The organism is Pseudomonas fluorescens (genome assembly GCF_041354075.1).
Taxonomy (GTDB): Bacteria; Pseudomonadota; Gammaproteobacteria; order Pseudomonadales; family Pseudomonadaceae; genus Aquipseudomonas; species Aquipseudomonas fluorescens_CE.
Genome location: NZ_JARZGC010000008.1, coordinates 18,339 through 31,497, shown reverse-complemented (window position 1 = coordinate 31,497; position 13,159 = coordinate 18,339). Strand labels below are relative to the sequence as shown.

Sequence of the window (13,159 nt, the reverse complement as noted above, 5' to 3'; positions counted from 1 at the left end):
GGATCCGGACAAAGGCGTCCTCGCTAGATTACTGGCGGGACGCCTTTTTTGTTTGCGTGCGATTGGTCGAACACGCTGGAGAAGCTGATGAAAAAACTCAAACTGGTGATGATCGGCAACGGCATGGCTGGCGTTCGTACCCTCGAAGAGTTGCTCAAGCTGAGTGACGAGCTGTACGACATCACTGTTTTTGGCGCCGAGCCCCACGCCAACTACAACCGCATCCTGCTGTCGCCGGTGCTGGCCGGTGAGCAGACCTTCGAAGACATCGTGCTCAACGACCTGAGCTGGTATCAGGACCACGGCATCAAGCTGCTGCTCAACCGTAAAGTGGTGAAGATCGACCGGATCAAGCGCCGGGTCATCGCCGAAGACGGCAGCGAAGCCGAATACGATCGTCTGCTGATCGCCACCGGCTCGACCCCTTTCATTCTGCCGATTCCCGGCAACACCCTGCACGGCGTGATCGGCTATCGCGACATCGCCGATACGCGGCTGATGATCGACACCGCCAGGACCCATCGCCACGCCGTGGTGATCGGCGGCGGCCTGCTCGGCCTGGAAGCGGCGAACGGCCTGATGCTGCGTGGCATGCACGTCACCGTGGTGCACAACGGCGAATGGCTGCTGGAGCGGCAACTGGATAACGTCAGCGGCCGTATGCTGCAAACGGCGCTGGAAGCACGTGGCCTGCATTTTCGTCTTCGCGAGCAGACCAAAGCATTGCACGATGCCGGCAATGGTCGCGTCGGTTCGGTGGAATTCAGCAACGGCGACGTCATTCCCGCCGACCTGGTGGTCATGGCCGCCGGCATCCGTCCGGCGACCGAACTCGCGGAGACATCCGGCCTGCCCTGCCATCGCGGGATTCTGGTCAACGACACGATGCAAACCTATGACCCACGGGTCTATGCCATCGGCGAGTGCGCCAGTCATCGTGGAACGGCCTATGGCCTGGTTGCGCCACTGTTCGAGCAGGCCAAGGTCTGCGCCAACCACCTGGCCCGACTGGGCTTTGCCACCTACAAGGGCTCGGTAACCTCGACCAAACTGAAAGTGACCGGCATCGACCTGTTTTCCGCCGGCGACTTCATGGGCGGCGAAGACACCGAGACCATCACCCTCAGCGACCCGATCAGCGGCATCTACAAGAAGCTGGTGATCAAGGACGACGTACTGGTCGGCGCGTGCCTGTACGGCGACACCGTGGATGGCGGCGAGTATTTCCAGCAGATCCGCGAGAACCTCGACATTGCCGCGATTCGTGATCGCCTGATGTTCGGTCGCCTGCAACCCAACGACGACGTACAGCACGACCTGCGGGAAGCCAGCTGATGAACCGCCAGACCACCGCGTCCACCTGCTGCTACTGCGGCGTCGGCTGTGGCGTGCTGATCGAACACGACGGCGAGCGCATTCTCGGCGTCAGTGGCGATCCGGCACACCCGGCCAACCTCGGCAAACTGTGCAGCAAGGGCTCGACCCTGCACCTGACTGGCGACCTCGCGGCCCGCGCGTTGTACCCGGAACTGCGCCTGGGCAAAGGCCTGGCGCGCAGCCGCACCGATTGGGACAGCGCCCTGGATCACGCCGCCAGCGTGTTCGCCAGCACCCTCGCCGAACACGGCCCGGACAGCGTCGCGTTCTACATTTCCGGGCAGTTGCTGACTGAGGATTACTACAGTTTCAACAAACTGGCGCGGGCGCTGGTCGGCACCAACAACATCGACAGCAATTCGCGGTTGTGCATGTCATCGGCGGTGGTCGGCTACAAGCGCAGCCTGGGCGCCGATGCGCCGCCGTGCAGTTATGAAGACCTGGAAACCAGCGATTGCGTGATGATCGTCGGCAGTAACATGGCCTACGCCCACCCGGTGCTGTTTCGTCGGCTGGAAGAAGCCAAATCCCGCCGGCCAGAGATGAAAGTCATCGTCATCGACCCTCGTCGCACGGACACCTGCGACCTGGCCGACCTGCACCTGGCGATTCTGCCGGGCACCGATGTCGCCCTGTTCCATGGGATTCTTTACCTGCTGCTGTGGGAAGGCTGGATCGACCGTGATTTCATCGAGGCCCACACAGAAGGGCTGGACGAACTCAAGGCGCTGGTGCGCGACTACACACCACCGATGGTGTCGCAACTGTGCGGGATCAGCGTCGAGCAACTGCAGCAATGCGCCCAATGGGTCGGCAACTCGCCCGGCTTCCTGTCGCTGTGGTGCATGGGCCTGAACCAATCCACTTCGGGCAGTGCGAAAAACAGCGCACTGATCAATCTGCACCTGGCCACTGGCCAAATCGGCCGTCCGGGCGCGGGACCTTTCTCGCTCACCGGTCAGCCGAATGCCATGGGCGGCCGCGAAACTGGCAGCCTGTCCAACCTGCTGCCCGGCCACCGCGAAGTCGCCAATGCCGAACATCGCGCCGAAGTGGCGGCCTACTGGGGGGTCGATCAACTGCCCGAGAGCACGGGGTTGCCGGCCATCGAGCTGTTTGAGCAGGTGCGCAACGGCACCATCAAGGCGTTGTGGATCGCCTGCACCAACCCCGCGCAATCCATGCCGGACCAGGGTGTCGTGCGCGCCGCGCTGGAGGCGTGCCCGTTCGTGGTGTTGCAGGAAGCATTCCGTACCACCGAAACCGCCAGATTCGCCGACCTGTTGCTGCCCGCCGCCAGTTGGGGCGAAAAGGAAGGCACGGTGACCAACTCCGAACGGCGGATTTCCCACGTTCGCCGGGCCATCGTCGCACCGGGTGAAGCACGTCCGGACTGGGCGATCACCGTTGATTTCGCACAGCGCCTGGAAAAACACCTGCGCCCCGGACAGACGAGCCTGTTTGCCTTTGACACCCCGTCGCAGCTGTTCGACGAATACAAACACCTGACCCGTGGCCGTGACCTTGATCTGTCGGGCATCAGCCATGCATTGATCGATCGCCTCGGTCCGCAGCAATGGCCGTTTCCCGCCGGCGCGAGCGAAGGCACACCACGGCTCTATGTTGACGGGGTATTCCCCACCGCCAGTGGTCGGGCAAGGTTCATCGCCGACCCGTATTGCGCCGCGAAGGAGCAACGCGACATCCAGTTCCCGCTGACCCTGATCACCGGCCGTCTGCGCGATCAATGGCACGGCATGAGCCGCACCGGCACCGCCGCGCAACTGTTCGGGCATGTCAGCGAAGCCGTACTGAGCCTGCACCCGGACGATCTGCAGCGCCATGGACTGCAACCGGGCGAACTGGTCAGCCTGAAAAGCCGTCGCGGCGCCGTGATCGTTGCCGTTGGGGGCGACGACAGCGTGCGCCCTGGGCAGGCATTTCTGCCCATGCACTTTGGTGACCGCTTTCTCAAGGGCGGGGTCAACGGCATCACCCAACCGGCGTTCGACCCGCTGTCCAAACAACCGGAACTCAAACATACCGGCGTCAGGCTCGACCCCGTGAACCTGCCGTGGACCTTTTTCGCCCTGGTCGAAGGCAATGTGCAACAGCATTTCGAGACCCTGCGACCACTGTGTGAGGCGTTTTCCTACGTTAGCCTCAGCCTGACCGGGCGCGAGCGCCCTGCCCTGCTGATCCGCGCTGCCAACGCCTTGGCGCCCGATGCGCAAGTGCTGCGCGACATCGACCGCTGCCTGGGGCTCGACGACGGCCCCGTGCTGGCCTACGACGATCCTCGGCGTGCCATCGGCAAACGGGTACGCATCGACAACGGCCGGATCACGGCGATTCGCCTGGCCGGCGAAACCCTCGCCCAACACTGGCTGCAAGACTTGTGGCTGCAAGGTCGTGTCGACGACCCCCTGCGACGCTGGCTGCTCGCACCGCTGAGCGCGCCACCCGGCAACGCCAGCGCACCGTCCGCCGGCAGCAAAACCCTGTGCAACTGCAAGAACGTCAGCCAGGGCGCGGTCTGTGCCGGCATCCGTCGCGGCCTGGACTTGCAAGGTTTGAAGCAGGAATTGGGTTGCGGCACGCAATGCGGTTCCTGTGTTCCGGAAATCAAGCGATTGCTGGCGGCCTCTGTGCAGCCGGTCGCCGTTACCTCGTGAGGAAAATACGATGAGCGCAAAAGTCTGGCTGGTGGGTGCGGGTCCTGGCGATCCGGAATTGTTGACCCTCAAGGCCGTTCGCGCCTTGAACGAAGCGGACGTGGTGATGATCGACGACCTGGTGAACGATGCCGTTCTCGAGCATTGCCCTCGCGCCCGGATCATCGCCGTGGGCAAACGCGGCGGGTGTCGCTCCACACCCCAGGCGTTCATCCATCGGTTGATGCTGCGCTACGCCCGCCAAGGCAAATGCGTGGTGCGGCTCAAGGGTGGCGATCCGTGCATTTTTGGTCGGGGCGGTGAAGAGGCGCAGTGGCTGCGCGAACGCGGTGTGAAGGTTGAGCTGGTCAACGGCATCACGGCCGGGCTGGCGGGTGCAACACAGTGCGATATCCCGTTGACGCTGAGGGGCGTCGCCCGAGGTGTGACGCTGGTGACGGCGCACACTCAAGATGGCAGCAGCCTGAACTGGAAGGCCCTGGCCCAAGGCGGGACGACCCTGGTGGTCTACATGGGCGTGGCGAAACTGAGTGAGATACGTGAGCAATTACTGATGGGCGGCATGGCCGCAGACACGCCCGTGGCCATGATCGAAAACGCATCCCTGCCCCACCAGCGCGAATGCCGCAGCGACCTGAGCGCCATGGAAGAAGACGCCTGCGCCTTCCAACTGAAAAGCCCCGCGATCCTGGTCATCGGCACCGTAGCCGCAAGCACCGCCGCCTATGCTCGCGAAGAACCCGAGAACGCCGTGGGGTGTCAGGCTGCCAGCGTCATCGTTGACGACCATCGCGAGCGTACTCGCTCCTACAGTTGAACGCGTTCCCTTGTAGGAGCGAGCATGCTCGCGAAGAACTCGAGAACGCCGTGGGGTGTCAGGCTGCCAGCGTCATCGTTGACGACCATCGCGAGCGTACTCGCTCCTACAGTTGACCTCGGGCTGCCGCCAACCCACCAAATCGCAGGCAAAGAAAAGCCCGGCCTGAGCCGGGCTTTTCTCGGAGCTGCGAGCTAATTACTTAGCTTGAGCTTCAACCTGCGCTTCTACGCGACGGTTAACAGCGCGACCAGCTTCAGTGGCGTTGTCAGCAACTGGGCGGGATTCGCCGTAGCCAACGGACTGAACGCGGGACGACTCAACACCGTACTGGTTGGTCAGAACTTGCTTAACGGCGTTTGCACGACGCTCGGACAGTTTCTGGTTGTAAGCGTCAGGACCGACGGAGTCAGTGTGACCTTCAACAGTAGTGGTGGTGGATGGGTACTGCTTCATGAAGTCAGCCAGGTTCTTGATGTCGCCGTAGCTGTTGGTTTTAACAACAGATTTGTCGAAATCGAACTTGACGTCCAGCTCTACGCGGACGACTTCAGCAACGGCTGGGCAGCCATCAGCGTCAACAGTTACGTTGGCTGGGGTGTCAGGGCACTTGTCAACGTTGTCGCAAACGCCATCGTTGTCGCTGTCGGAGCAGACTTCAGCAGGTGCTGGAACTGGAGCAGCAGCAGGCTTGGAGCCGCCACCGAAGTTCACACCGATACCGACGCTAGGAGCCCACTCGGTGTCGCCCTTGTCGATGTTGTACTGAGCTTCAACGCCAGCACGGGCGTAGAAGTTGTCGGTGAAGTACAGCTTGGCACCGCCGCCAACGTTGGCGAAGGTGGAGCCGTCACGACCGCCGCGATCGTTCTGGCCGATGCTCTGGTCGGAGAAGCCAGCGGAGACGTACGGACGAACCATATCGCCTGGGTTGTTGAAGTGGTACAGAGCGTCCAGGGCGGTGTTCGAGCCCTTGATGTTCTTGCCAGAATCGCTACGTACGTTGTGGACTTCGTCGTAGCCCAGACGCAGTTCAACGTCGTCGGTCAGGAAGTAACCAACCGAGCCACCGAACAGGTTGCCGTCGTTTTTGAAGTCACGCTGGCTGTCGTAGTACTCTTTCTTCGCGAAACCTTCGATTTCAACTGCGCCTTGGCCCTGTGCCAGTGCGCCGACCGAAGTGGCCGCAATCAAAGAACCAATGGCCAAGCCCAAGGTGTTTTTCAGTTTCATCCGTTAAATCCCCATCTGGTGATTGTGAATCAGTCCCGCAAACCGGGGGACAACTCGGCGGCAATTCTATCAGAACTTGCCTACACGTAAGAGATAATTTGCGCCGAACTAAGTTTCAGCAATGCCTGCAAATTTCTCACGCAATTTATCTAGAGCACGTTTGTAACGCATTTTTGTTGCACTCAAGCCCATATGCATGATGTCTGCGATCTCCTGAAACTCCAGCTCTGCGACAAATCGTAGCACCAGAATTTCCCGGTCAATCGGGTTCACATGCACCAACCAGCGATCAAGTCCACCCTTTTCCTCGGGTTTTGGCGCCTTTTCTTCAGACGCTTCCTCGAGGGGGTCCAGACTCAAAGCATCCATCAAGCGACGCTTTCGCCGTTCCTTTCGATACTGCGTGATGCATTCGTTGTACGTGATGCTGTATAGCCACGTCTTGAACTTCGATTTCCCTTCGAAATTCTTCAACCCATACAGCACCTTCAACATCACTTCCTGACAGACATCGTCCGCGTCGCGATCGTTCCCAAGATATCGTGCACAGACGTTAAATAATGTTCGCTGGTAACGCCGCATCAATTCTTCGTAGGCGCGCGTTACGTGAAACAGCTCGGTATGCGAGCGCGCGACCAACTCCTCATCAGAGAGCTCGCGGGGGTCGTAGCGCGTGGAGAGCGGTTGAGCGTTATTCAAAACAAGTCAGGCCGACAGTCAGGTCAATGTCCGCCGCAACCCTTCCGGGCATTTTTGCGGCGGCATACATTAGCAGGGTTTGCCGGGTTAGCGGCTACTCACATGCTGCTCCAGGAGAATCCGATTGGAGAGTGAGACTAGCTCACCCTCATCGGTCAGCAATGTGGTTTTAACCGTGCCGATCTCTTCGATCTGCCCTTCGACCTCGCCAACACGCACTTGTTGCCCAACCTGATACAACTCACGCACATAGATTCCCGCAAGAATCTGACCGGCAATTTCCCGGCTTCCCAAGCCCATGGCCAGCGCGACAGCCAGACCAACGGTAATCAAAACGATCACGATCACATGGTTGAGCAGGTCAGTCTTGACCTCCAACTGGCTGATCGCCACCGAAATACTGATGATGATGACCAGGCCCTGGGCAATTCGCCCCAGCCCGGCGGCGTAGTCCAGCCCGACGCCTTCGGCCGCACCGCGCACCAGGCCATTGGCCAATTGCGCGAGCAATACGCCCACCAGCAGCACCAGCGCGGCGCCGAAAACTTTCGGCAGATACAGCGCCAGCATGTCCAGCGTAGCTGAAACCCGCTCAAGTCCAAGGGATTCTGCGGCAGAAACCAGGAAAATCAGCAGAACGAACCAATAGACGATTTTACCGATCAGCGTCGAGATCGGCACCTGCAGGCCGGCCCGGGACATCAATTTTGTCAGACCAGTGCCGCCCATCAGGCGATCGAGGCCCAGCTTGGCGAGCAACTTGGACAGCAAAGTGTCCAGAAGTTTCGCCACGACGAAACCCAGCAGCAGCACGACCAGTGCGCCGAACAGGTTCGGAATGAAGTTGGCGACCTTGGTCCATAACGCAGTCATTGCGGTGACGAGGCTCTGTGTCCAGAGATCAAGTTCCATATTCAATCAGCCTTATCAGCAGTGCGAGCGGTAGGTTTACGAAGACGGGAGACCGGCGAGACATGGGCCGATCCATTGTTCAAGGCAATCATCAGCGCGGGCAACCAGCGCCCCAGCAGGCTGAACAGATCGCCGGCACCCACCTGGCGATTGGCGGTTTTGAGGACGCGGCCAAGGCACGCATCGTCGTCACGGGTGGACGGTGAAGCGTTCAGCATGTCGCGCAAAGACTGTTCAAACGGATCGTGCATATGCACCTCTCGTGATGTCTGTGAAAGACGCGGCCAGATTTGCATGGGTCACATGGCGCATTGTCAGACCCAGCGCAAACGTCGGAACAGCCACCATTGGCCGAGTGCCACCAACGCCATCAACAGACAGGCAATCATGAAACCGTAGGGGCTCTCCGAAAATGGAATGCCGCCTACGTTGATCCCCAACAGGCCAGTCAAAAAACTCATCGGCAAAAAGATCCCGGTGATGATGCCGAAGCGGTACATCGTGCGGTTCATGCGCACGCTCAAACGCCGGTCTTCGGCCTCCAGCACCAGCCCCACCCGCTCTCGCGTCAATTCCAGCTCTTCGAGATAACGGGTCAGGCTGTTGTTCAACTCGTTCCAGTAATCCCCATCGTCCTCGACGAACCAAGGCAGTTTTATCCGGCTCAACTGTCCAAAAATCTCCCGTTGCGGCGCCAGGAAACGTTTGAGCCCGGCCGCCCTGCGACGGATCTGCAAAATGGCGCCGTGCTCCGGGGTATACCGTTCGTCGGCATCCAGCTTTTCTTCTTCCTCATCGACGACTTCCGAGAGGCAACTGACCAGATCCTGCACCTTATGGGTCAGGTACTGAGCCATATAAAGGATGAGTTCGGAGGCGGTTCTCGGCCCCTTGCCTTCTGCCAGTTGTGCCAGCAACTCATCGGTGGCCCGCAACGGACGCAAGCGCAGGGAAATCACCCGCTGCGCCGAAGCGAAGATCCGCACCGAGACCATGTCTTCCGGTTCGGCCCCGGGATTGAGGTTGACCCCACGCAAAAATAGCAGCAGTTCGCTGTCAGTCAGCTGTAAAAGACGCGGACGGGTGTTTTCTTCCAGCAACAGGTCACAGGCAAACTCGCTCAGGCCGCTGGATTTGCGCAGCCAGGTCTGTGTCTGCGGGTGGCTGCGGTCCCAGTGCAGCCACAGGCTTTCATGCGCCTGCAACTGCAAGTCATCGAGTTCAGTCCGGGCTATCGAACGCGCACCGCCTTTGCCATCCAGCACCAGGGCATGCACCAGCCCCCACTGCGCGTTGTCTTCCTCGAACATCCGCACTCCTTCGGTCAGGTCTTATTCAGGCATCTGCAGCGGGCTTGGCGAAACGATCACGCCGTTGTTGTCCGCGTAGATGTAGTGGCCTGGATGGAAGGTCACCCCGGCAAAGGTCACCGCGACGTTGAGGTCGCCGAGGCCGCGCTTCTCGGTTTTCATCGGGTGACTGGCCAGGGCCTGGACGCCCAGGTCGGTTTGCGCGATGACATCGACGTCGCGGATGCATCCGTAGATCACCAGGCCTTCCCAGCCGTTCTTTGCCGCTTTCTCGGCGATCATGTCGCCCAGCAGCGCCCGGCGCAGGGAACCACCGCCATCGACCACCAGCACCTTGCCGTTGCCCTTGAGGTCGGCTTGCTCCTTGACCAGCGAGTTGTCTTCGAAGCACTTGATGGTGACGATTTCACCACCAAAGGAATCGCGGCCACCGAAATTGCTGAACATCGGCTCCAGCACCTGAACCAGCTCCGGATAGGCGTCGCACAGGTCAGGCGTAAGGTAATGGTTCATCGAGAAACTCCTGTGAAGAGGAAGACAATCGAGGATGTCGCAAAGTGACCGGAAAAGCGCAATGCGTCATAGCTTAGCCGCAAGCCCGCCCGAGCGAAATGCCCTTGATAGAGCATTGGGCTCAGACCGCTGCGGCCAGATCCAGCTTGTCGCCCAGCAACGTCCTGTGCGGGTCGTTCAACCAGCGCACCACCAACGGCCACACTTCGGCCTGCGCGACTTTGCTGATGAGCATTTCCACGTGACCGAAATCGTCGCCAAAACCCTGCTCACGGCCCAGGTTGATGAACTGTTTGTGCTCGCCGCCCAGTTGATCGAACAGCTTGCGACAGGCCCACGCCGGGTCCTGGTGATCGCCCGCCGCGGCCACGGCCAGCACCGGCAACTGGACGTTGGCCAGCCCAGCCCACCAGTCCTTGTCACGATCGCCGAAGCGTCCGAACAGGCCGTACCAGCGCATGCTTTCAAGGGCCAGGCCGATCGGCTCGTCCTCCGGGCCGCGCTTGAGCCGTGAACCGGAGAGGTGGGCAAAACGCTTGAGAATCAGGCGCCCGCCCCATTCCACCGGCGGAATCTTCAATGGCCAGTACGTGCGGCTGACTTGTGTGCCGAAAAACGCGGCAGAAGCCACCACCGGTTCGCCGATGTATTCGCCCCCCAGCGCTGCCGCGAGGGTGATACCGCCCAGGGAATGGCCGATCCAGTGGGGAATCTGGCCACTCTGTTCACGCACGAACGCGCCGATGGCCGGCAGGTCGTAACGCGCATAGTCGGCAACACGGTTCTTGCGATAGTCCTGGTTGCGCTGGGACAGGCCGTGGCCTCGCATCTCCGCGATCCACACATCGAACCCCAGGCGCGCCAGGTGAGCCCCCAGCCCCACGCCCTTGGGCGAGAACCAGAAACGACGGTTGGAAAAACTGCCGTGCAACAGAATGACCGGCACACCGCGCACCGCCGGTTCATCGGCCATGCCCAGGCGCGTCACGGCCAGTTCGACCGTGCCGTCGGGGCTGTTGCCCGGTTTCAATCGATAGACATCTTCGCTCAGATCACCACGCCGCTCGGCGCTGATCAGGGCGACAGGAAACAGGTTGCTGCTGCTTTGCATAATGCTCTTGCACAAAAAAGGGCGGCATCCGATGGAGCCCGCCCTGCTTGAATGGTGGTCGCTTGACCTGTAGGAGCGAGTATGCTCCTACAGGGGGGCTATGATCAGGCCGAAGCTTGACCTTCCGCCAGGAAGAACCAGGTTTCCAGCACGGAATCGGGGTTCAGCGACACGCTTTCGATGCCCTGCTCCATCAGCCACTTGGCCAGGTCCGGGTGGTCCGAAGGGCCCTGACCGCAAATGCCGATGTACTTGCCAGCCTTGTTGCACGCGGCAATGGCGTTGGCCAACAGCTTCTTGACCGCCGGATTTCGTTCGTCGAACAGGTGCGCGATGATCCCGGAGTCACGGTCCAGGCCCAGGGTCAGCTGGGTCAGGTCGTTGGAGCCGATGGAGAAACCGTCGAAGAACTCGAGGAACTCTTCGGCCAGGATCGCGTTGGATGGCAACTCGCACATCATGATGATGCGCAGGCCGTTCTCGCCACGGGCCAGGCCGTTTTCGGCCAGCAGATCCACCACCTGGCTCGCTTCGCCCAGGGTCCGGACGAAAGGCACCATGATTTCAACGTTGGTCAGGCCCATCTCGTTGCGCACACGCTTGAGGGCGCGGCATTCGAGCTCGAAGCAGTCACGGAACGATTCGCTGATGTAACGCGAAGCGCCACGGAAGCCCAGCATCGGGTTTTCTTCTTCCGGCTCGTAGAGCTTGCCGCCGATCAGGTTGGCGTATTCGTTGGACTTGAAGTCCGACAGACGCACGATGACCTTTTTCGGGTAGAACGCGGCGGCCAGGGTGCTGATGCCTTCGACCAGTTTTTCGACGTAGAAGCCGACTGGATCGTCGTAACCGGCGATGCGCTTGTCGACGCTGTCCTTGATGTCCTGTGGCAGGCCGTCGTAGTTCAACAGCGCCTTGGGGTGCACGCCGATCATGCGGTTGATGATGAACTCGAGGCGTGCCAGGCCCACACCGGCGTTCGGCAGTTGCGCGAAATCGAAGGCGCGGTCCGGGTTGCCGACGTTCATCATGATCTTGAACGGCAGGTCCGGCATGGCGTCGACGGAGTTTTTCTTGATGTCGAAGCCCAGCTCGCCTTCGAAGATATAACCGGTGTCGCCTTCGGCGCAGGACACGGTCACGCCCTGGCCTTCCTTCAGCAGTTCGGTGGCGTTGCCGCAACCGACCACGGCCGGAATCCCCAGCTCACGGGCGATGATCGCCGCGTGGCAGGTACGACCGCCACGGTTGGTGACGATGGCGCTGGCGCGCTTCATGACCGGTTCCCAATCCGGGTCGGTCATGTCGGAGACCAGCACGTCGCCGACCTGGACCTTGTCCATCTCGGAAACGTCCTTGATGATGCGGACCTTGCCGGCGCCGATGCGCTGGCCGATGGCGCGACCTTCCACCAGCACGGTGCCGGTTTCCTTCAACAGGTAACGTTCCATGACGTTGGCCTGGGTGCGGCTCTTAACGGTTTCCGGACGGGCCTGCACGATGTACAGCTTGCCGTCGTCACCGTCCTTGGCCCACTCGATGTCCATCGGGCACTGGTAGTGCTTCTCGATGATCATGGCCTGCTTGGCCAGCTCGCTGACTTCGGCGTCGGTCAGGCAGAAACGCGCACGATCGGCCTTGTCGACATCGACGGTCTTGACCGAACGACCGGCCTTGGCCTCGTCGCCGTAGATCATCTTGATGGCCTTGCTGCCCAGGTTACGGCGCAGGATCGCCGGACGACCGGCCTCCAGCGTGCCTTTGTGGACATAGAATTCATCCGGGTTCACCGCGCCCTGCACGACGGTTTCACCCAGGCCGTAGGCGCCGGTGATGAACACCACGTCACGGAAACCCGATTCGGTATCGAGGGTGAACATCACGCCGGCGGTGCCGGTCTCGGAGCGGACCATGCGCTGCACGCCGGCCGACAGGGCGACCAGCTTGTGGTCGAAGCCCTGGTGCACGCGGTAGGAAATGGCACGGTCGTTGAACAGGGAGGCAAACACCTCCTTGGCGGCGCGGATGACGTTATCGACACCACGGATGTTCAGGAAGGTTTCCTGCTGGCCGGCGAAGGAAGCGTCCGGCAAGTCTTCGGCGGTGGCGGAAGAGCGCACGGCCACGGCCACGTCGGGGTTACCGGCCGACAGCGCGGCGAATGCGGTACGGATTTCGGTGTTCAGCTTTTCCGGGAACTCGGCGTCCATGATCCACTGGCGGATCTGCGCGCCGGTCTTGGCCAGGGCGTTCACGTCGTCGACGTCCAGCGCATCGAGGGCGTCGTGAATCTGCTGGTTCAGGCCGCTCAGTTCGAGGAAATCACGATAAGCCTGGGCGGTTGTGGCGAAGCCACCGGGAACCGATACACCGGCGCCTGCGAGGTTACTGATCATCTCGCCCAGGGATGCGTTCTTGCCCCCCACATGCTCAACATCGTGTTTGCCGAGCTTATCGAGGGAAACTACGTACTCTACCAAGGTGATCTCTCCACTGACTGTGTTGGAAAAGC

Annotated in this window: 10 protein-coding genes and 1 pseudogene; 3 read left to right on the top strand and 8 right to left on the bottom strand. The window is 60.8% G+C overall.

Annotated elements, in window-relative coordinates; all coding sequences use genetic code 11:
- Nucleotides 1–87 precede the first annotated feature (87 nt).
- The 3 genes and pseudogenes from QIW53_RS12630 to cobA form a co-directional block, all read left to right on the top strand.
- Nucleotides 88–1,284, top strand: a pseudogene (locus QIW53_RS12630) (NAD(P)/FAD-dependent oxidoreductase); the annotation flags it as partial.
- A gap of 50 nt (nt 1,285–1,334) precedes the next feature.
- Entirely contained in the window at nt 1,335–4,052 is a 2,718-nt protein-coding gene (locus QIW53_RS12625) for a nitrate reductase (RefSeq protein WP_371049946.1), read from the top strand.
- Nucleotides 4,053–4,062: 10 nt separating this feature from the next.
- Nucleotides 4,063–4,869 (top strand): uroporphyrinogen-III C-methyltransferase, encoded by an 807-nt coding sequence (cobA, locus tag QIW53_RS12620; RefSeq protein WP_371049945.1) that lies wholly within the window; start codon nt 4,063–4,065, stop codon nt 4,867–4,869.
- 198 nt (nt 4,870–5,067) lie between these two features.
- Here the strand turns inward: cobA and QIW53_RS12615 are convergent, their stop codons facing one another.
- The 8 genes from QIW53_RS12615 to ppsA all read right to left on the bottom strand — a co-directional run bounded on the left by QIW53_RS12615 (nt 5,068) and on the right by ppsA (nt 13,127).
- Nucleotides 5,068–6,102 carry an OmpA family protein gene (locus tag QIW53_RS12615; RefSeq protein ID WP_371049944.1) on the bottom strand — a complete coding sequence of 345 codons (1,035 nt, stop codon included), beginning with the start codon at nt 6,100–6,102 and terminating at the stop codon, nt 5,068–5,070.
- Between the two features lie 108 nt (nt 6,103–6,210).
- The gene (gene sigX / locus QIW53_RS12610; RefSeq protein ID WP_371049943.1) at nt 6,211–6,801 is read right to left on the bottom strand and encodes an RNA polymerase sigma factor SigX; all 591 of its coding nucleotides are present in this window, start codon (nt 6,799–6,801) and stop codon (nt 6,211–6,213) included.
- Between the two features lie 87 nt (nt 6,802–6,888).
- Nucleotides 6,889–7,713 (bottom strand): mechanosensitive ion channel family protein, encoded by an 825-nt coding sequence (locus tag QIW53_RS12605; RefSeq protein ID WP_095165479.1) that lies wholly within the window; start codon nt 7,711–7,713, stop codon nt 6,889–6,891.
- A 2-nt stretch (nt 7,714–7,715) separates the two neighbouring features.
- Entirely contained in the window at nt 7,716–7,964 is a 249-nt protein-coding gene (locus QIW53_RS12600; protein ID WP_075949122.1) for a CrfX protein, read from the bottom strand.
- A 63-nt stretch (nt 7,965–8,027) separates the two neighbouring features.
- Entirely contained in the window at nt 8,028–9,023 is a 996-nt protein-coding gene (locus QIW53_RS12595) for a zinc transporter ZntB (protein WP_371049942.1), read from the bottom strand.
- A gap of 21 nt (nt 9,024–9,044) precedes the next feature.
- The gene (rraA, locus tag QIW53_RS12590) at nt 9,045–9,536 is read right to left on the bottom strand and encodes a ribonuclease E activity regulator RraA (RefSeq protein ID WP_371049941.1); all 492 of its coding nucleotides are present in this window, start codon (nt 9,534–9,536) and stop codon (nt 9,045–9,047) included.
- A 121-nt stretch (nt 9,537–9,657) separates the two neighbouring features.
- Complete coding sequence (locus QIW53_RS12585) at nt 9,658–10,647, bottom strand: alpha/beta fold hydrolase (protein ID WP_371049940.1); 990 nt, start codon at nt 10,645–10,647, stop codon at nt 9,658–9,660.
- A 104-nt stretch (nt 10,648–10,751) separates the two neighbouring features.
- Nucleotides 10,752–13,127 carry a phosphoenolpyruvate synthase gene (ppsA, locus tag QIW53_RS12580; RefSeq protein WP_371049939.1) on the bottom strand — a complete coding sequence of 792 codons (2,376 nt, stop codon included), beginning with the start codon at nt 13,125–13,127 and terminating at the stop codon, nt 10,752–10,754.
- Between the last annotated feature and the right edge of the window lie 32 nt (nt 13,128–13,159).